Annotated in this window: 15 protein-coding genes; 6 read left to right on the forward strand and 9 right to left on the reverse strand. The window is 66.4% G+C overall.

The window, feature by feature from the left end:
* Window positions 1–245 precede the first annotated feature (245 nt).
* From L2Y96_RS13405 to L2Y96_RS13425, 4 genes are all read right to left on the reverse strand, one after another.
* Entirely contained in the window at window positions 246–3,335 is a 3,090-nt protein-coding gene (locus L2Y96_RS13405) for a ligand-binding sensor domain-containing protein (RefSeq protein WP_247326733.1), read from the reverse strand.
* Window positions 3,325–4,869 carry a putative bifunctional diguanylate cyclase/phosphodiesterase gene (locus L2Y96_RS22975; RefSeq protein ID WP_283248841.1) on the reverse strand — a complete coding sequence of 515 codons (1,545 nt, stop codon included), beginning with the start codon at window positions 4,867–4,869 and terminating at the stop codon, window positions 3,325–3,327. Before L2Y96_RS22975 ends, L2Y96_RS13405 begins: the two co-directional genes overlap by 11 nt.
* A gap of 249 nt (window positions 4,870–5,118) precedes the next feature.
* On the reverse strand, window positions 5,119–7,179 hold the full coding sequence (locus L2Y96_RS13420; protein ID WP_247326736.1) for a S9 family peptidase: 2,061 nt from the start codon (window positions 7,177–7,179) through the stop codon (window positions 5,119–5,121).
* 56 nt (window positions 7,180–7,235) lie between these two features.
* Window positions 7,236–7,526 (reverse strand): GNAT family N-acetyltransferase, encoded by a 291-nt coding sequence (locus L2Y96_RS13425; protein ID WP_247326738.1) that lies wholly within the window; start codon window positions 7,524–7,526, stop codon window positions 7,236–7,238.
* 126 nt (window positions 7,527–7,652) lie between these two features.
* On the opposite strand from L2Y96_RS13425, the gene L2Y96_RS13430 reads away from it, so the two are divergent.
* The 4 genes from L2Y96_RS13430 (at window position 7,653) to L2Y96_RS13445 (ending at window position 11,404) form a co-directional block, all read left to right on the forward strand.
* Entirely contained in the window at window positions 7,653–8,078 is a 426-nt protein-coding gene (locus L2Y96_RS13430; RefSeq protein WP_247326752.1) for an OsmC family protein, read from the forward strand.
* A 60-nt stretch (window positions 8,079–8,138) separates the two neighbouring features.
* Complete coding sequence (locus L2Y96_RS13435; RefSeq protein WP_247326754.1) at window positions 8,139–9,101, forward strand: CorA family divalent cation transporter; 963 nt, start codon at window positions 8,139–8,141, stop codon at window positions 9,099–9,101.
* 3 nt (window positions 9,102–9,104) lie between these two features.
* Window positions 9,105–10,028, forward strand: coding sequence for an oxygenase MpaB family protein (locus L2Y96_RS13440; RefSeq protein ID WP_247326774.1), 924 nt, complete (start codon window positions 9,105–9,107; stop codon window positions 10,026–10,028).
* Window positions 10,029–10,336: 308 nt separating this feature from the next.
* Entirely contained in the window at window positions 10,337–11,404 is a 1,068-nt protein-coding gene (locus tag L2Y96_RS13445; protein ID WP_247326776.1) for a GGDEF domain-containing protein, read from the forward strand.
* Between the two features lie 86 nt (window positions 11,405–11,490).
* On the opposite strand, the gene sodC is transcribed toward L2Y96_RS13445, so the two are convergent.
* From sodC to L2Y96_RS13460, 3 genes are all read right to left on the reverse strand, one after another.
* Entirely contained in the window at window positions 11,491–12,021 is a 531-nt protein-coding gene (gene sodC / locus L2Y96_RS13450; protein WP_247326778.1) for a superoxide dismutase [Cu-Zn] SodC, read from the reverse strand.
* A 72-nt stretch (window positions 12,022–12,093) separates the two neighbouring features.
* Window positions 12,094–12,798: a pseudouridine synthase gene (locus L2Y96_RS13455; protein WP_247326780.1), complete on the reverse strand. Its 705-nt coding sequence runs from the start codon at window positions 12,796–12,798 to the stop codon at window positions 12,094–12,096.
* Window positions 12,795–13,871, reverse strand: a complete 1,077-nt coding sequence (locus L2Y96_RS13460; RefSeq protein ID WP_247326782.1) for a class I SAM-dependent methyltransferase — start codon at window positions 13,869–13,871, stop codon at window positions 12,795–12,797. The genes L2Y96_RS13455 and L2Y96_RS13460 overlap by 4 nt, the downstream gene beginning before the upstream one ends.
* A gap of 122 nt (window positions 13,872–13,993) precedes the next feature.
* On the opposite strand from L2Y96_RS13460, the gene L2Y96_RS13465 reads away from it, so the two are divergent.
* Entirely contained in the window at window positions 13,994–14,815 is an 822-nt protein-coding gene (locus tag L2Y96_RS13465; RefSeq protein WP_247326784.1) for an alpha/beta fold hydrolase, read from the forward strand.
* Window positions 14,816–14,929: 114 nt separating this feature from the next.
* On the opposite strand, the gene L2Y96_RS13470 is transcribed toward L2Y96_RS13465, so the two are convergent.
* Entirely contained in the window at window positions 14,930–16,483 is a 1,554-nt protein-coding gene (locus L2Y96_RS13470) for a protein adenylyltransferase SelO (protein WP_247326786.1), read from the reverse strand.
* A 333-nt stretch (window positions 16,484–16,816) separates the two neighbouring features.
* On the opposite strand from L2Y96_RS13470, the gene L2Y96_RS13475 reads away from it, so the two are divergent.
* Window positions 16,817–17,452: a hypothetical protein gene (locus L2Y96_RS13475; protein ID WP_247326787.1), complete on the forward strand. Its 636-nt coding sequence runs from the start codon at window positions 16,817–16,819 to the stop codon at window positions 17,450–17,452.
* On the opposite strand, the gene L2Y96_RS13480 is transcribed toward L2Y96_RS13475, so the two are convergent.
* The gene (locus L2Y96_RS13480; RefSeq protein ID WP_247326801.1) at window positions 17,437–19,110 is read right to left on the reverse strand and encodes a putative bifunctional diguanylate cyclase/phosphodiesterase; all 1,674 of its coding nucleotides are present in this window, start codon (window positions 19,108–19,110) and stop codon (window positions 17,437–17,439) included. The two genes, L2Y96_RS13475 and L2Y96_RS13480, sit on opposite strands and share 16 nt — an antisense overlap.
* Window positions 19,111–19,190: the final 80 nt, after the last annotated feature.

Genomic DNA, 19,190 nt, shown 5'->3' on the forward strand with positions numbered 1-19,190 from the left:
GCTCTCCGCCCACACCACCTCAGTGTGTCCGGGAGGCCTTGGGGCCCACCCTCGAGGCGAGTTCCGCACAAGAGAGCGGCCGTAGGCCTAATTAATACATCTGCCGCGGAGCGGCACTCCTTTACGAACGCGGAGGACCTGTCTGAGCAGCGAGGGTGGGCCCCAAGGCCTCTTTCCTGAGACGTCCGAGCGCGAGGCGGCGCCAGCCGCTCAACACATGCATTCGCTTCAGCGAATGAACCGACTCAAAGGCTGGCGATACGACTGCGGTTACGCCCGTCGTTCTTCGCCTCGTATAGCGCCTCGTCAGCGCGGCCAAGCAGCGAATTCAGGGATTCCGGCGCGCGCCACATCGCTACGCCCGCGCTTACCGTAATGCGGATACGGTAATCGCCATGCACGATCACCTGCGACGCCAGCGCATGGCGCACTCGCTCCGTGATATCCAGCGCGTGCTCCGCCAGCGCACCCGGCAAGCACAGGATGAACTCCTCGCCGCCAAAGCGACCCGCCAGGTCATCCGCACGGCACATCGACGAAATCACTCGCATCGTCTCGCGGATCACCGTATCGCCTGCCAGATGGCCGAACGTATCGTTCACGGTCTTGAAGTCATCGATATCGAGCAACACCATGCTGAACGGAATGCCATCCGTCGCCGCGCCCTGGCGCACGCGCTCCGCCTGCTCCAGGAAGCGGCGGCGGTTCAACGAACCCGTCAGCTCATCGGTTCCCGCCAGATGGTCGAGGCGCTCATTCGCCGCCTTCAGGTCACGCGTACGTGCCTCGACCTGCGCCTGTAGCAGCTCGGCACGGCGGCGCAGGTACAGCGTCCGCAGATACACGAGACCGAAGAACATCGCCACGGCCACCGCTACGCCAAGCAGCAAGGTCCATGGGCTCTCGTACCAGCGCGGCACCACCTCGACACGCACCGAGGTCTCGATCGTGCGCGCATCCAGTCCGCGCATGGTCGCGCGCAGGCGAAGTGTGTACGTGCCGCTGGCGAGGTTCGTGTAAATGGCGCTCGGCGGGATGCCGCGGGCCACTTCGTTCCACGCGTTATCCGTGTCGTCCATGCGGTACGCGTAATGGGTCTCCTGCGGCGCGCGGAAATCCAGCAGCGCGAAGTCAACGCGCAGGTTCCGGCCGTCACCATCGAGCTTTATCCGGCCACCCTCTTCCGGTAGCTGCGCCAGCGGCACGGACTTATCGTTCATGGCGATATGGGTCACTGCCAGCTGCGGTGTCGCCACCTGCGGCGCCACCCAGTACGGACGCACAACCGTCAGGCCGCCGAGGCCGCCGAACATCAGCTCACCACCCGGCGCCTCGGCCGCGGCTCGGTGGATATAGCTCGGGATGCGCAGGCCATCGCGAATGCCCAGGTCGAACACCCGGTGGCTGGCCGCATCGACCATGGCCACGCCATTTGCCATCGACGCCCAGACGCGGTCGTCATGATCGACCAGCAGCGCATTGATCTTGGTATTGACCAGCCCCTCGCGCGCGCCGATCAGGCCAAAGCGGAACGGCCCGCGCTCCTTGAAATCATCGAGGTAGGCGATGCCACCGAACGTGCCCAGCCACAGCCGGTGATGCGAATCAAACGCCATCGAACCGGTGTAATCCTGCGGCAGGCTTTTCGGGTCCGCCGGCTCATGGCGGATGTTCACGAAACCCGGCTCGCCGTCGTACGAGACGCTGATGCCGCTGATGGTGGCGAACCACCACGAATGCGCCATGCGCACGATGTGGCGAACCTGGTCGCCGACCAGGCTATGCGGATCCTTGTCGTCGTGCCGCATCTGGCGCAACGCGCCGGAGACCGTGTCGTAACGGAACAGCCCATCGTAGGTACCGATGAGCAGGTCGTTGCCATCGCGCTGCATGGAAAGGATGAGCCGGCCATCCAGGCTCGGGATCATCGAGCTCTGCAAGGCGAAGGTATTCGGGTCGATCCGCGAGACGCCCTGTGCACCCGCCCAGATCGAACCATCCGGCGCCACGACGAAGGCCTGCACATCGCGCTCGGCCTGCTCGCCGCCGAGCTGCAGGTGGCGCATGCCGCCGCTACCCAGATCGAGCACGTCCACGCGGCCCATGCCCAGGCCGAGCCAGATCCGACCGCGCGGATCGACGAACACCGAGTGGACGTTGGCGTTCGACAAGGTGTGCGACTGCAACGGCGAAGGCAGCACCGAGAAGACCTTGCGGCCGTTCGGGTCATAGTGCGCGGCGCCGAGTTCGGTGGCGACCCAGATGTTGCCCGTGCGGTCCTGGAAGATATCGCGCGTGATGTCGCCGGGGAGCGACGAAGCCATGGCCGCATCGTGCGAGAGCGCGCGCAGCTGCCCGGTGTTGAAGTCGTAGGTGACGACGCCCGCGCCATCGGTGGCCGCCCACAACACGTGCTCCGGGGTCTCGCGGAACGCACGGATGGTGCGGCGGCGGGCCAGGCCGGTCTTGCCCGAATAACCGGGCACGAGGTGGCCGTGCCCATCCGGGGTGATGTACACCGCGCCGGACTGCCCGGTGCCGACCCACATGCGGTTCTTGCTGTCCTGGTACAGCGCCCAGACCTGATCGTGCAGGATCGCATCGATCTCGGGATCGCTCGACACGACACGCTCGAAATGACCGCCGGGCTTGCGGATGAACACGCCGTTGTCCAGGCCGACCCAGAGATTGCCTGCGTGATCTTCCGCCACCATGAACGTGCGCGGCACCATCGAACGGTCGTCGCCGGGCTGGCCCGTGACATGGGTGATCTCGCCCGTCGACAGCTTCAGCCGGTCCAGGCCGCCTTCGGTGGCGATCCAGAAGATGTCCGGGTCGCTCGACCGGGCGATGGCAAACACCTTGCCATTGGCCGTGCCGCCCTTCCCCACCGGGTAAAGGTGGAAGCGCACGGTCTTCGGGTCGAAGCGCAGCAGGCCACCGGCATTGGTGCCAACGAGCAGGCCACCATCATCCAGCGGCATCAGCGCGCGGACATAGGCATCGGGCAACACGGCGCCGCCGTACGAATCCGGTTCCTGGCCGAACACCTGCATGCGGTAGCCGTCGTACCGGGCGAGGCCGCCGAACGTGCCGATCCAGATCACGCCGGCCTTGTCCTGGACGATGGCCGTGGTCGTGGAATGCGGCAGGCCATCGGCGACGCCCACGGTATCGAACCACGCTGTCTCGTAAGCGGCCCAGGGATCGACGGCCACATGCTGGGCTACCTGCGCCGTGGCGCTGCCCATGCACAACATAGAGGTGACAAAGACAACGACGAGGGCGCGCAACAGCAGGAAGCGGAAGGGCCGGTTCGAGCGATCAGCCTGCATAAGCCATCGAAGGGTCGAGGTAACGGCTGAACGCATCGGCCGTCATGGGGCGCGCGAAGAAATAGCCCTGGCCGATATCGCAGCCCAGCCCGCGCAGCCAATCGGCCTGCGCTTCGGTTTCCACGCCCTCGGCGATGGTCCGCATGTTGAGTTTCTTGGCGAGGCCCACGATGGCCTCGGTGATCTCGCGATCGGCCAGGTTCGAATCGCTGCCGCGCACGAAGCTCTGGTCGATCTTGATCGTGCCCACCGGCAACTCGCGCAGATGGCTGAGGTTCCAGTAGCCCGCGCCGAAGTCGTCGATGAGCAGGTCGAACCCGTGCGAACGCAGCTTCACCAGCTGGCGCATCGTTTCTTCCGGCTCGCGCATGGCGGTGGATTCGGTGAGCTCGAAGCGGATACGGGTGGGGTCCACCCCGAACGAGCGGACGACCCGGTGCAGCGTTTCAACGAACGCAGGGCGACTCAGCTCGTGCATCGAGAGGTTGATCGCCACGTAATCCACGAAGCGGGCCGCCTTGTCCCAGGCCTGGACCTGCGCCAGCACGGCGCGCAACACGTACTCGCCCAGCGCATGGATAAGGCCCGAGCGCTCGGCGACCGCCACGAACACGCTGGGCGGCACATCGCCGCGCACGGGATGGTGCCAGCGCGCCAGCGCTTCGACCCCGGCCAGGCTGCCATCGTGCAGGTTGCGCTTGGGCTGGTACTCCACATCGAGTTCGCCGCGCTGCAGTGCCTCGCGCAACTCCACGGTGAGGGCCAGGCGCTCGCGCGCGGCCTCGAGCATCCCTTCTTCGTAGAAACGGAAATCCGCCTTGCCGGTTTCCTTCACCGCGTACATGGCGGCATCGGCATTACGGATGAGCGCCTCGGCTTCATGGCCGTCCTGCGGTGCGATGGCGATCCCGATGCTGGGGCTCACCGCGACCAGCTGGCCGGCGACATTCACGGGCTGGGAGACCAGGTCGAGCACCTTGCGGCACACGCGCACCAGGTTTTCCATGCCACCGTAGGATTTCACCACCACCACGAATTCGTCGCCGCCGAAGCGCGACACCGTGTCGCGCTCCCGGACGCTGCTGCGCAGCGAGGTCGCCACGGCACGCAGGAAGGTATCGCCTGCCTCGTGGCCCAGGGTGTCGTTGATCGACTTGAAGCCGTCGAGGTCGATGAACATGACCGCCAGCACCGCGCCGCCTGGTTGCGCCAGGGCTTCTTCCAGCTCGCGCATGAGGAAGGCACGGTTGGGCAAGCCCGTAAGGTTGTCGTGGTAGGCGTGGAACGCGAGGGCCCGGCGGGCTTCCTCACGGGGATCCTTCAACCGGGCGTTCAGCTTGCGGCGCTGGGTCATCAGCATGGCGATGACCACGGAGGCCACCGCGAAAACGACCACGAGCGACACCAGCCAGCCAAAACCGGCGCCGCTGGTGCTGAATCCGGAACAGCTGGTCCCGCCCGGCCCCGCAAAGGGCCAGCGTGCGCAGTTCGAGACGGCATGGCGCATGCCGTTTTCGACGCTAGTTGTCAGCACGCCTCGCTCCGGCCTGGCTTTGCCAGGCGGTGGGACCAACCAAACATTGTGACCTCGCCGGGGGGGGAGTCTTGGGGAAAGCCCGGTCGAGATACGACTCGTCCGGGTTTATCGGCCAATGACACCTTGAACTTTAGTGCCCCGCCCTACCGCATACCGCCGTCTTCACATTCAGTGAGACGGCGGGTCCGACACGCATGATGCGTTGTCGGCGGAAAAACGCAATCCGTGCCGTTCGTCCGGGGTGGCTCAGCCGCCCTTGGCGGGTGCCGCGAGATACGTATCGAACCAGGCCAGGGCGCGGGCCAGGACGTCACGGCGGCTGGCATCGCGGGCAAAACCGTGGCCCTCGCCCGGGTAGACCACCAGCGAGGTGGGCACGCCCTGGGCGCGCAGGGCGTGCCAGAACTCGAACGACTGCGGGGCCGGGGTCTCGGCATCACGCTCGCCCACCACCACGAGGGTCGGGGTCTTCACGTTCTTGATGTAGTTAATGGCGGAGCTCTTGCCGTAAACGCCCGGATCGTCATACACCGAGGCGCCGAAATACGGCTTCATCCACTGGTCGATCAGGTTCTGGCCGTAGTAACTCTGCCAGTTCGAGATGCCGGCACCGGCCACCGCCGCCTTGAAGCGGTCGGTCTGGGTCACGGCGAACATGGTCATGAAGCCGCCGTAGCTCCAGCCGGTGAGGCCAAGGCGCTTGTCGTCGACCGGGTGGGTCTTTTCGATCGTGTCCACGCCGGCAAGGGCATCCCGAAGGTCGCCGTAGCCGAAGTCCTTGCGGTTGGCCTGGACGAATGCCTCGCCCTGGCCGTAGCTGCCACGCGGGTTAGGCATGAAGACGAAGTAGCCGAGCGCCGAGAGCGGCGCCGCGCCGTAGCCCGGGCCGGGCCAGCGCGGGAGCACCGCAGCCGCCGGGCCGCCATGGATCGACACGATCATGCCGTAGCGCTTGGCCGGGTCGTAATTGGCCGGGTACAGGAGCCAGCCCTGCACATCATGGCCTTCATTTTTCCAGGTGATCGATTCCGCCTTGCCCCACGAGGGCTTGAGGCCTTCGTTGAACGAGGTCACCGCCACCGGGGCGGCCTTGCCGGCCAGGTCGGCCACGAGCACTTCCACCGGCTTGTCGAACGAGCTGGCGACAAAGGCGGCGTGGCTGTGGTCCTGGGTAAGCGAGAGCGACATCGACAGACGGCCATCGCTCAACGACATAGGCAGGTCGAACAGCGTGGTCGGCGTCGCGTCGCCGCTGGCAGGCACGGCGTAGCTGGAAACACGGCTGGCGCCCGCCACCTGCTCGGAGACGACCATGCGGTCGTTGGCCGCCCACGAGAGCCAGACCGGCGTGGTGTGCGTGCCCGGGGTGATGTCCTGCGGGGTACCGCCCGTCGACGGCACGGTCCAGATATCGCCGCCGGTGGAACCCTGGTCGCTCATGAGGCCACCGATGAAGGCGATCCGCGACCCGTCCGGGGAGAAGCGCGGCACCGCGACCTGCAGGTCCTTCAACGGACCCTGCAAGGCATTGGTGTCGACGATGACGGTGCCCTTGGCACCTTCGCTGGCCGGCTGGACGTAGAGCTTGGCCACCCACCAGTTGTTATCGCCCGGCGGCGGCGCCGCGACATAGGCGATGCGCGTGGCGTCGTCGGAGAACGCGTACTCGTAAACATGCAGGCCCGCCGGGGTCAGCACGTGGATCGCGCCGCCGGTAGCGGCGACCGATGCCACCTGCTGCACCTCGAGGCCCTCGACGCCGATCTCGCCGAGCTGCGGCTTGGCCGCGGCGGTAGCGCTCGCGCGGCGGGTCGCGTTGGGCACGTAGAGGAAGCCGAGCTGCTTGCCATCGGCCGACCATTCCAGGCCACTGACGTAACCGGTGAGGTGGGTCAGGCGCTGCGCGGGCGCCTTGGTGGCGATATCGACCACCTGGATGTCGTTCTGCTTACCCTCTTCCACACCGGCGCCCTTGCCGCCGCAATCGGAAAGGAAGGCCAGGTGCTTCGAATCGGGTGCCCAGGCCACGCTGGATTCACTGCAGCCCTTGGTGGCGGTGATGCGGCGGGCATTGCGGCCATCGGCGTCGGCCACCTGCACCACCGGCTTGCCGTCGGTCTTCACCGACCAGGCCAGGTGCTTGCCATCGGGCGAGAGCGCCACGGAACCCACCATGCGCACCTTGGTGAGTCCATCGAGGATGGCAGCGATGCGCGGATCGTCGGCTTTCGGGGCGGGGGCCTGTTCGGCCTGGGCGGCGGTGGCACAGGCAAGCGCGACGGCGGCGGCGATCCAGGTTGTACGCATCGGTTTGGCTCAGGACGTGTAGGAGCCGTGAAACCTACCACACCCGGGCCGTGCTCCTACACGAGCAGGTTCCGGTACTCGGTGTTGCGCTCGAACCAGCGGACGGCGTAGGAACACGCGGGGTGCACCTTCCAGCCATTGTCGGCGGCCACCTCGACCGCCCGGCGGGTCAGCAGGTTGGCGATGCCGCGCCCGGCGACAGCCTCGGGCACACCGGTATGGGTGATGGTCATGGTCTTCCCATCAAGCCGGTAATCCAGCTCGCATTCGTGGCCATCCACGTTCGCCAGGAACACCGTGTTACCGCGGTCGTGGTGGATTTCCAGCGGTTTCGGGTTCGCACTCATCGTCGTTCTCTCCAAGCCAGCTCGGGCGCGCTTTCGCATTCTGTCGATGGACGGCGCGCTAGCGTCGTCGATGGCCAAGCATGCGCGCCTTCACGAGCACAATCCATCACCCACCGGAGAAGCATCATGCAGAAATGGGGCAAGGCAGTCTGGACCGGCAATATCAAGGAAGGCCAGGGGCTCATCTCGAGCCAGACCGGGGTACTCAAGGATGCACCCTATGGCTTCGCCTCGCGCTTCGAGGATGGGCCGGGCAGCAATCCCGAAGAATTGCTCGGGGCGGCGCACGCCGCATGCTTCACCATGGCGCTGTCATTGATGCTGGGGAATAACGGCCTCACCGCCAACCGCATCGAAACCAAGGCCGACGTCACCCTCGCAAAAGATGGCGAAGGCTTTTCGATCACCAAGGTGCACCTGACGACGAAGGCGCAGATCCCCGGCACCGACCAGGCGAAATTCGCCGAGATTGCCCGGCAGGCGAAGGAAGGCTGCCCGGTCTCCAAGGTACTGAAGGCCGAGATCACCATGGACGCTACGCTGGAGGCGTAAACTGCCTGCGCCGCCGGGTGGCCCGGCGGCGTTTCCGGCTGCCTGGGATACCAAACGCACGTGCTGATCATCCACGAACACGGCCAACACGACCGTCCGACCGTATGGACCCCGGGCATGGGCCGCCCCAAGGCGCCCATCTGGATCGATCTGCTCGAACCGAGCGAAGACGAGCGTCATTGCGCCGCCGAGATCACCGGGCTGCGCGTGCCCGAGCGCTCCGATATCGTGAACCTCGCGCTCTCCAGTCGCATCCGCACGGATGACGACGCGATGTACCTGTCCATCCCCTACTTCGCCGATACGAACAACGGCCATGCCGCGCAGCCGGTCGGCATCGTGGTGACCAACCACGTGCTGATGACCCTGCGCTTCACGGAATCGCCCGCGTTCGACCTGGCCAATGCGAGTTGCCAGCACCAGCACTGGGAATCCAGCGCCGATGTGCTGGCCACGCTGATCGAAGCCATCGTGAACCTCGGCGCGCAGCGGATGGAAGATGTCTCCGCCGAACTGAAGAAGCTCTCCGACCGTGTCTTCACGCCCGAGCGGCTCGGCACACCCGTGCTGCGCGGCTGCATGCTCGAAGTGGGCCGGCTCGAAGGCATGCAGGCGCGCAACCGCTCCTCGATGCTGGGCGTGCAGCGCATCGTCTCGTTCGTGCGGGCCAAGAAGCCCGACTGGATGGGCGATGCGGTCGAAGTCCGCCTGCGCGTGGTGGAACATGACCTGCGCACGCTGGATGAGTTCGACGACCAGCTCACCAACAAGCTGCAGTTCCTGCTCGACGCCACCCTGGGCTTCATCAGTACCGACCAGAACCACGTGATGAAGGTGCTGACGGTCGCCTCGGTGGCGACGATCCCGCCCGTGATCCTGGCGGGCATCTGGGGGATGAACTTCAAGGACATGCCCGAGCTCAACCTGCCCTACGCCTACCCCATCGCCCTGCTCATCATGCTGCTCAGCATGGCGTTGCCGGTGCTTTTCTTTAAGTGGCGCGGCTGGTGGTCCGGGGACTGACACATGCTACGCACCCTGCTCCGCCCGGCCACGGCCCCCATCAAACGCTGGGTCATGACGGCCTTCCCGAAGCCCCCTTCGGGGGGCATCGATTACGAACACCCCGTGGGCGATCCCGGGCTGTTCGGCCCGAACTCCGTCACCTGGCGCATCCATAACGATTTCTGCGGCATGCTCGCCGGCGGCCTCTGCGCGCTCTACCTGCAAACCCTGCATCCGCGCGCGCTCGCGGGCGTCTGGGACCACTCCAATTTCCGTGAGGACCTGGTGGGCCGGCTCCGCCGCACCACCACCTTCGTGGGCGGGACCACCTACGCGCCGACCGCCGATGCCCAGGCCATGATCGAACGCGTGCGGCATATCCATGCGAAGGTCACGGGCATCGACGAAGCCGGCGTGCCTTACGCCGCCGATGACCCGGACCTGCTCACCTGGGTGCACGTGAGTGAGATGGCCAGCTTCCTCGAAGGCTTCCGCGCCTACGGCCCGATGGGGCTGACCGATGCCGTCGCCGACGCGTATTTCAACGAAACGCGACGGATCGCGGAGGCCCTTGGCGCGCGTGACGTGCCAGGCTCGGTCGCCGCGCTCGATGACTACGTACGCAGCGTCATGCCGACCCTGGCCTATACGGAACGCACCCGGGTCGTGCTGGAGGTGCTCGCCGACCTGGACCTGCCCGTGCCACTCGCCGGCCTGTCGCGCGACATCTTCCTTCACGCCGGCGCGTTCCTGCTGCCACCCTGGGCCAGCGAGCTGCTCCGCCGCACCCCCGCCGACCAGGTGAAGGCCCGCGTGGCCGCCGCTACCCTGCGCGGCATGGCCCCGCTCTTCCGCGCCGCCCTGACCGATGGCGTCGCCACCCGCTCCTGCCACCGTACCGGGGTCGACCGCCGGATCCTCTTCACCTGGCCTCGCCCCCTGTAGGAGCGCACTGGCGCGCGATGCACGGTTCCGGCAAACCCGGACCGCGCACAAGCGCGCTCCTACAGGGGCTATCGCGCCCTTGTGAACCCCGTCACATGTGATGCGCGTCACAGTTCTCAGCAATTCGTGAGAAATTGCATTAAAGTTATAGGCTATTCCGGCCGCTACCCAAGGGTAAGTGGAAGTGGGCAGCTTCCCGGCGTGTCGCGATCACCAGGCTCAAACAGGGGGCCTTCTCGGGGGAGGATGGGTTCGGTGCGACTTCAGATGTTCCATGGTGGCCGGCTGGCCACGGGCAGCGGCACACCGTGAGCGCTGCCTGGCACTCGCTCGCCGGCGGCATGCCGGAATCCAGGCTCCTCGCCTCCGTGGCCGAGTTCACCCACCACCGCGATATCGACGCGCTGGACCATAGCCTCGTGCTGTCCATCGCCGAGCTCGTGGCGGTGAAGAGCGTCACCCTGTGCAAGGCGGGCGATAGCCTGCAGCACCCCGTTGAATCGCTCACCGTCTGCATGCGCCACGATGACGGCCAGTGCATCGTCGAAGCCGTGGAGCCCATGCGTGATGGCGACCCCGTCGACACCATCGTCTGCGCCATGGAAACGCTGGAAGTCATCTCCGACGTGACCGAGGCCGGCCTCTGCCGGTTGGTGGTGCCGATCATCCGCGACCACGTGGCGATCGGCGCGCTCATGCTCGAAGCCGACGATTCGCTCGATAACGTGCGCGTGATGATGGAAGGCTTTGCCCGCATCTACGCCAACTACATCGCCCTGCTCAACGAGAGCGAGCGCGACAAGCTCACCGGCCTCTACAACCGGCGTAGCTTCGAACAGCGCCTGCAGCGCCTGTTGAAGCTGCAGCGCCAGCGGGCACGCGCCGCGGTGCGCGCCGAAGAGCGCCGGAGCGCCACCGACGACGTGGCGCAGATCTATCTCGCCATCCTCGATATCGACCACTTCAAGCGCATCAACGACACCTGGGGCCATGTGTATGGCGATGAGGTGATCCTGGTGCTCGCGCAGCAGATGCGCGCCTGCTTCCGCCAGAACGACGTGCTCTTCCGCTTCGGCGGCGAAGAGTTCGTCATGCTGCTGGCTTCGGAGGATGAGACTTCAGCGGCGGCGGCCCTGGAGCGGTTCCGCGAGCATGTCGCGAACTGGGCGTTCGCGCAGGTAGGCCATGTGACGGTCAGCATCGGCTACGCGCGGATCAGCGAGCACGACTACCCCGAAATCGTGCTGGACCGCGCCGACAAGGCGCTGTACTACGCGAAGCAGAACGGCCGGAACAGCGTGCGGGGCTTCGAAGCGCTGACGGCACGCGGCGAACTGGCCGAGCCGGTCGCACTGGGCTCCATCGACCTGTTCTGAATTTGTAGGAGCGAACTTGCTCGCGATGGACCTTGTCGCGAGCACCCATCGCGCGCAAGCGCGCTCCTACAAGAGCGACCGGCGGGTTACTTCACCACACCGCAGGCGATGCGATCGCCACCGCCGCCCAGCGGCTTCGGCTCGTCGGAATAGTTGTCGCCACCGGCGTGGATCATCAGCGCGTGGCCCTTCAGCGTCGCCAGGCTCTTCAGCCGCGGCGCGGTGACCGCGGTGGTATCGGTGCCATCAGCGGCCACGGTGATCTTCGGTAGGTCACCCTCGTGGCCGGCCGCGGAATCCGGGCCTTCGTGCTTGCCCGTGTGCTCCGGATCGAAATGACCGCCCGCCGCGAGCGCGGCGCCCTTCTTGCCATCCTTCTCACCCGGCGCGCAGCTGGGCTTCTCGTGCAGATGGAAGCCGTGCTCGCCCGGCGGCAGGCCCTTGAGGTTCGGGGTGAAGACCAGGCCGCCCGTGCTCTCGCTGACGGTGACCGAGCCAACGGACGCGCCGCTGCCGTCGGTGGACACCATGGTCATCGGCACCGTGACGCTCTTGTCGGCGGCCTGCGCGCCAGCACACACGAGCAAACCGGCGGCTACGATTAAGATCTTTCTCATCTTGCACTCCCCAAAACGGATGAAAGGTGGTTCGGGATACTGCACCGGGCGTGCACACCGCGTCCACACCCTTCAGGTCGCGGCGAACATCGTGCGGATGTCTTCTTCGGTTAGCAGGCGCCATTTGCCCGACTCGAGGCCATCGAGGGTCAGGCCGCCGATCGCCACGCGCTCCAGTGTTTCGACGTGGTTGCCTACCGCGGCGAACATGCGGCGAACCTGGTGGTAGCGGCCTTCGGTCAGCGTGAGGCGCGCGTGGCGGGGGCCAAGCACCTCCAGCGTCGCGGGCTCCAGCGGATCGGTTTCACCTTCGAGCATGAGCGTGCCCGCGGCGAACGTCGCCGCCTCATCACCACGCAGGTCTTCGGCGAGCGTGGCTTCGTACACCTTCGCCAGCGCGCTCTTCGGCGAGATGATCTTGTGCAGCAACTGGCCGTCGTCGGTGAACAACAACACGCCCGATGTGTCGCGATCCAGGCGGCCCACGGTGGACAGCACAGGATTGCGCACGCCAAAACGCGGTGGCAGCAGGTCGTACACGAGGCGGCCGACATCCTTGCGCGAACAGGTGTAGCCCGTCGGCTTGTTCAGCATCAGCACGAGGCCTTGCGGCGGGTCGAGCGGTTCACCTTCGAAGCGGACATCGGCGTGCTCCACCTTGTCATCGGCATAGAGCACCTCGCCCGATGCATCGGTGACGAGGCCTTCGCGGAAGAGCTGGGCCACCTGCTTACGGCTGCCGTAACCCAGGTTGGCAAGGAGTCTTACGAGTTTCATACGCGGGGTTCCTTCGCTTCGATCACCTTGAAGCCATCGCGATCGACCACGGTGCGCACCTGGCCAAAGCAGGCGGTGAGCGTGGCTTCATAGGCGAGATGGCGGTTGGCGACCATCCAGAAGCGGCCACCGGGCGCCAGCGCGCGGGCAGCGGTAAAAATGAAGGCGCGGCCGAGTTCAGGCTGGTCGGCGCGGCCCTGGTGGAAAGGCGGGTTGGAGACGATAGTGTCGTAGCGGCCATCGACGCCCAGGGTGACGTCGTGCCATTCGACGTGGGTGGCGATGCTGCGGCCACTGCGTGCGACGACGGCAGCGATATTCGTCCTGGCGGGCTCGATCGCACGCCCTTCGGCTTCGAACAGGTCGATCGAGGTGACATGCGTGCAACGCTCGACCACCTCGCAGGCGAGATAGCCGAAACCGGCGCCGAGGTCGGCGACGCGGCCACGGAGATCACCGGGCAATACGCTGGCGAGCAACGCGGATGCCGTATCGATGCGATCCCACGCGAACAGGCCGCGGCGGCTGGTGAAGCGGCCCTCGGCGATGGGCTGCGGGGCGTCGAGGGCGAGCCATTCGTCGAGCAGCGCCGTATCGGGCGCGGCGCCGGGCTGGGTCCAGAACACACGGCACTTGTGCTTGGAGAGTTGGCCGACCGCACCTGCGAGCAGGGCGAGGTCGGCTTCAGCGGTTTTGGCACCCTCTGCATTCGGAACGCTGGCGACGACGATGCCGGTGGGGGAGACGAGGCTGAGCGCCTGAGCGAAGAGCAGACGGGTTTCTTCGCGCTGGCGGGTGGGCAATACCAGGACGACCTCGAAGGTGGCCGGCGCACCCAGCGGCGGGTCGTTGATGACGGTGTAGCGGTGGCGGGCCAGCGCGTTGGCGGCGGGGGCGAACGATTGCTGGAGCACCCAGCCCGCGCGGATGTGTTCGCGTAGTGCCACGCCTTCACGGGCGCGGAGCATGAGCACGCCGCCCTGCGCCGGCAGCGTGAGCTCGCCGGTGGCGAAGGGGACGAACAGCGCATCTAGCGCGGCGTCGGAGGCGGTTCCGGCGGACACGGGCGGCATCTCATGGGTCTTGGACCTCCCATTCTAGCTTTTGTACGCCACCCGCAGTTTTGTCCAATAACACCCTGCCCCCAGCCGCCAGACTCTGCGCTTTCGACTTTTCCCCCTGGAGATGCACCCCCATGCCCTATATCAAGGTCAAAGACGGCACCGAGATCTTCTACAAGGACTTCGGCAACGGCCAGCCGGTCGTGTTTTCGCATGGCTGGCCGCTCAGCGCCGACGCGTGGGACGCGCAGATGATGTTCATGTCGAACAATGGCTTCCGCACGATCGCGCACGACCGTCGCAGCCACGGCCGCTCGACGCAGACGTTCGACGGCAACGACATGGATACCTACGCCGATGACCTGAACGCCCTGATCGAGGCGCTGGACCTGAAGGACATCATCCTGGTCGGCCATTCCACCGGCGGCGGCGAAGTGGCGCACTACATGGGCCGCCATGGCACCAAGCGCGTCGCGCGTGCCGTGCTGGTCGGCGCTGTGCCGCCGCAGATGATCAAGACCGAGGCCAACCCGCTGGGCCTGCCGAAGAGCGTTTTCGACGGTATCCGCGATGGCGTGTGGAGCGACCGCTCGCAGTTCTACCGCGACCTCACGATGCCGTTCTACGGCTACAACCGCGACGGCGCCAAGGTCTCCGAAGGCGTCCGCGAATCGTTCTGGCTGCAGGGCATGATGGGCGGCCTGAAGGGCCAGTACGATTGCATCCGCGAGTTCTCCGAAGTGGACTACGGCCCGGACCTCGACAAGATCGACGTGCCGGTGCTGCTGATCCACGGCACGGACGACCAGATCGTGCCGATCGACGCTTCGGCCCACCAGGGCGTGAAGCGCCTGAAGAACGGCACGCTGAAGGAATACCCCGGTGCACCGCATGGCCTGGTGACCACCGAGCAGGACAAGTTCAACGCAGATTTGCTGGCGTTTGCGCGGGGCTAAGCGCCCAAACGTAGGAGCTCACCCTGTGAGCGACGTCTTTCGCGAAAGCGCCACAAATCCTGTGGCGGTTGTACGAGAGGCGTCGCCCACAGGGTGGGCTCCTACTATCAGGCTTCAGCTACTGCACGAGAGCATCGAGCAGCCGACCTTGTCGCGCGCCCAGTCCGGCCGGCGGCCGGCCAGGTGGTCGCGACCAGGCTGCTCGTCGTAAGGGTGCCGCAGCGTTTCGAGTAACTCCTCGACACCGCTGTTATCGCCCTGCTCCGCCTTGTCGATCGCCTGCTGCGCGAGGTAATTGCGCAAAACATAACGCGGATTGCTCGCATGCATGAGCGCCAGCCGCTCACTCTCGGCCGCCTCATCCTCGCGCACGCGCTGCGCGTAGCGTTTCAGCCACGCATCCAGCGCCTCGCTCACGCCAACGCGCTGCTCATCCGTATAGAACGCCGCCCCCAGTACGCCCGCATGCGGCGAGTCCAGGTCCAGCAGCGCGAGATCGCGGTAGAAGATCGTCATATCCATGCCACCCGCGACGAGCACGCCACGCAGTTCGGCGATGAGCTCTTCATCGCCGTCGCGCGCATGCAGGAGGCCAAGCTTCGCCGCGCCATACGCGGCGTCGGTGGCCTCGAACGTCTGCACATACGCATTCAACCCCGCGTGCAGCGGCGCGGCATCATCGAACAGCGGCGAAAGCGCCTGGGCCAGCGCCTGCAGGTTCCAGTAGCCAATCTGCGGCTGGTGCCCGAAGCGGTAGCGGCGGTTACGGCGATCAGTCGTGTTGGGCGTCCAGTCGAGGTTGAAGTCGTCGGTCCAGCCGTACGGACCGTAGTCGATGGTGAGGCCAAGGATCGACATGTTGTCGGTGTTCATCACCCCATGCACGAAGCCTACGCGCATCCACTCCGCCATAAGGCGCGCGGTACGCGTGCTCACCTCATGGAAGAACGCCGCGTAACGATCGCCCTCCGACAGTGCGGCGATCGCAGGAAAGTGCGTGCGGATCGTGAAATCGACGAGCTGGCGCAGCAGCGCGGTATCGCCGCGCGATGCCGGCAACTCGTAACTGCCAAAGCGCAGGAAGCTGGGCGCGACACGGCAGACAATGGCGCCCGGCTCCGGCGCGGGATTCCCGTCGTACATGACATCGCGCACCACCGCATCGCCGGTGGCGACGATGGAGAGTGCGCGGGTCGTTGGCACGCCCAGGTGATGCATGGCCTCGCTGCACAGGAACTCGCGAATGGACGAGCGCAGCACGGCGCGGCCATCCGCTCCGCGCGAGTACGGCGTCCGCCCCGCCCCCTTCAGCTGGAGCTCCTGGCGGCCGTCGTGCGCCGTCAGCACCTCGCCCAGCCCGATGGCGCGGCCATCGCCGAGCTGCCCGGCCCACTGGCCGAACTGGTGGCCGCCGTAGGCCATGGCGTAGCCCGTCATGCCGGGGATCGTGGCGTTGCCTGCGAAGATCTCGGCAAAGTCCGGCCGCGCCGGGTCGATGCCGAGCATGGCCGCGACCTCGCCTGATACGGCCACCACGCGCGGCGCGGCCACGGGAGAGGGCTCGACCCAGGAGAATGCCGCGCCCTGCACCTGGCGCGAGGCGAGATGGGTATCCGGGTCGGCCGGCAACTCGTGGGTAAAGGCGTTGTCGAAGCGAAGGTCTGTCATCGGGGTGGGGGCTTGGGCGTTCTGAGGAATATCCGGGCGTTCTGCGGGTAGAACAACCCCAGGGTAGGAGCCCACCCTGTGGGCGACGCCGTTCGCGTAGGAGCCCACCCTGTGGGCGACGCCGTTCGCGGAAGAGCCACAGGATCTGTGCGTTATCGCGAAAGATGTCGCCCACAGGGTGGGCTCCTACAGGCGCGGGGTGTAGCGTGCGGATGCCGGGTGTGGTGCGAGTGCGGGGTGTCGCGTGCGGGTGCGGGGTGCCGGGTGAAACAGGATATGGGGTCTCCATGAATTTGCGAAAACGTGCACACTAGCGCCCCCGAACCCTCGACCATGGCCCGCATGCGCCTGCCTACCGCCACCGCTGCCCTGCTCCTCGCGCTGGTGGCCGTTCCCGTGGCGGCTGCCGTGCCGCCGCGCAGCGACAAGACGCTGGTCGAACTGATCGACGGCACGATGGGTACCCTGCCCAACGCCGTGGACCAGCTTTCGGCCAAGGTACCGGGTGGGCTGCACTCCACCCCGGATGCGCCGGCGCAGATCGTCCGCAGCATGCCCTTCGTCACCCGCGATGGCTTCCGCGTCTCGGCGCTGGAAGTGCGCGGCTTCAACGAAGGCGGCGACGTGCCGATGGCCCGCTTCACCTCGATCCAGCTGGAGCAGCGCCCCTGCTTCACCCGCCAGGACATCGCCGAGCACTTCCACGTGGCCAGTTCGGAGACCAACCTGCCCACGGCCCCGTCGATGCTGCCCAACCGTTACATGATGATGCAGATGCCCTGGGGCCGGCTCTCGTTCGGCACCTCGCAGGAAAGCGGTAGCTGCGTGATCGCCATCGTCGGCGATGCCACGGGCGGTATCGCCGGGGCGCAGATGCCCCTGCCCTTGCCCCAGCCCACCTCGATGCCGGGCATGCCGGACCTCCGCCGCACGTGGCCGATGCCGGCCAGCGCCTACCCGGCCGAGTGAGACATCGCGAGCGGGATCATCCCGCTCACCCGCTCGATCCGGTCTTCCGGCACCGCCGCCGAGAACAGGTAGCCCTGTAGTTCATCGCAACCCGCGTCGCGCAGGAACTGGCGCTGCGCCTCGGTCTCGACGCCTTCCGCCACGACGCACAGGCCCAGCGCCGAGCCCAGGTTGGACACCGCCCGCACGATCGCCGCGGAGTCTTCCGCCAGCGGCGCCATCTGCACGAAGGAACGGTCGATCTTCACCTTGTCGACATCCAGATCCTTCAGCAGGGTCAGGCTGGAATAGCCGGTGCCGAAGTCATCCAGCGAAATGCGTACGCCGGCGCGCCGCAACCGTCGCAGCAATCGCGTCGCCGCGCCATCGGCATGGACGATCGCCGTCTCGGTAATCTCCAGCTCGAGCCGCCGCGGCAGCAGATGGGTCTCGGCGAGGATCGCCATCACCGTATCGGCGAAACGATCGTCACGCAGCTGCACCGCGCTCACGTTCACGGCGATGAACAGGTCATCGACACCCTTCATCCGTGCGCAGGCGGTGCGCAACACCCATTCGCCCAGGCGCCCGATCAGGCCTGTCTCCTCGGCCACCGCCACGAACTGCACCGGCGGTACCACGCCGAGCTTGGGATGGCGCCAGCGCGCCAGTGCCTCCAGGCCGATCACTTTGCCATCGGTTGCACGAACCATCGGCTGGTAGTGGCAACTGAGGCCTTCGCCCGTGCGCAGCGCCTCTTCGAGCGCCTTCTCCACCTCGCGCCGGTGGGCCAGCGAGGCATCGAGCGCATCGGTGTAAACGGTATAGCGATTGCGGCCTTTCTTCGCCTCGTACAACGCGCTATCCGCCTTGCGCGCCATCTCGCCCGAGGACACGGCATCCGCGTCGATCGGCACGACGCCCACCGATGTGCCTACGAACGCCTTGGCGGCAAGCACATCGAACGGCGTGGCAGCGAGGGTGAGCATCGCCTCCGCGACACCATCCAGATCGAGGTCGCCGCTGTTTTCCACCAGCACGGCGAACTCGTCGCCGCCGATCCGGGCCACCACATCGTTCGGCCCCACCGCGTGGCGCAGGCGCTGCCCGAACTGCACCAGGAGTTCGTCGCCCACCAGGTGCCCGTACGTGTCGTTGACCTTCTTGAACCCATCCAGGTCGAGGTAATACAGCGCTGCCCTCGGGCCGCCTTCGGCGGAACGCCCGACGGCCGCGTCCAGCCGGCTGAACAGGGCTGTGCGATTGGAAAGCCCGGTCAGGGCGTCGTGGCATGCCAGCCAGCGCACATGGGCCTCGGATTCGCGCAGCTCGGTGATATCGGTCACGGAGGCCAACACATGCGGCTCGCCATCCAGTTCGATGCAGGTCTTGCGGGTCAACAGCGTGCGGGACCGGCCAAGGCGGTCATCGACCACCTCCTCCGACTCAATGACCTCATGGCCGCGCAGCACCGCGTCATCGCCGCGAACGAACCGCTCCGCCTGATCAGGCGGGAACAGATCCGCATCGGTCTTGCCGACCACGTCCTCCGGCTTGACGCCGAAGTACTCGCAGCCGATCCGGTTCACGAATACCCAGCGGTGCGCGGCATCCCGCACGAACATCGCCGTGGGCATCAACTCCAGTATTTTCGACCAGCCGGCCAGGTCCTGGATCACACGCGCCCCCTACAGCCTCATGAAAGGCCAATCTGCGACCCGCGTCGTGATGCGGGTGTGTGCAGTGCCGTTTATGGGCG

The sequence above is a fragment of the Luteibacter aegosomaticola genome, from assembly GCF_023078475.1.
Lineage (GTDB): Bacteria > Pseudomonadota > Gammaproteobacteria > Xanthomonadales > Rhodanobacteraceae > Luteibacter > Luteibacter aegosomaticola.

Coding starts and splice junctions, on each gene's coding strand:
- L2Y96_RS13405 (WP_247326733.1), bottom strand. CDS start 3,335: ATGCAGGCTGATCGCTCGAACCGGCCCTTCCGCTTCCTGCTGTTGCGC.
- L2Y96_RS13420 (WP_247326736.1), bottom strand. CDS start 7,179: ATGCGTACAACCTGGATCGCCGCCGCCGTCGCGCTTGCCTGTGCCACC.
- L2Y96_RS13425 (WP_247326738.1), bottom strand. CDS start 7,526: ATGAGTGCGAACCCGAAACCGCTGGAAATCCACCACGACCGCGGTAAC.
- L2Y96_RS13430 (WP_247326752.1), top strand. CDS start 7,653: ATGCAGAAATGGGGCAAGGCAGTCTGGACCGGCAATATCAAGGAAGGC.
- L2Y96_RS13440 (WP_247326774.1), top strand. CDS start 9,105: ATGCTACGCACCCTGCTCCGCCCGGCCACGGCCCCCATCAAACGCTGG.
- sodC (WP_247326778.1), bottom strand. CDS start 12,021: ATGAGAAAGATCTTAATCGTAGCCGCCGGTTTGCTCGTGTGTGCTGGC.
- L2Y96_RS13455 (WP_247326780.1), bottom strand. CDS start 12,798: ATGAAACTCGTAAGACTCCTTGCCAACCTGGGTTACGGCAGCCGTAAG.
- L2Y96_RS13460 (WP_247326782.1), bottom strand. CDS start 13,871: ATGCCGCCCGTGTCCGCCGGAACCGCCTCCGACGCCGCGCTAGATGCG.
- L2Y96_RS13465 (WP_247326784.1), top strand. CDS start 13,994: ATGCCCTATATCAAGGTCAAAGACGGCACCGAGATCTTCTACAAGGAC.
- L2Y96_RS13470 (WP_247326786.1), bottom strand. CDS start 16,483: ATGACAGACCTTCGCTTCGACAACGCCTTTACCCACGAGTTGCCGGCC.
- L2Y96_RS13475 (WP_247326787.1), top strand. CDS start 16,817: ATGGCCCGCATGCGCCTGCCTACCGCCACCGCTGCCCTGCTCCTCGCG.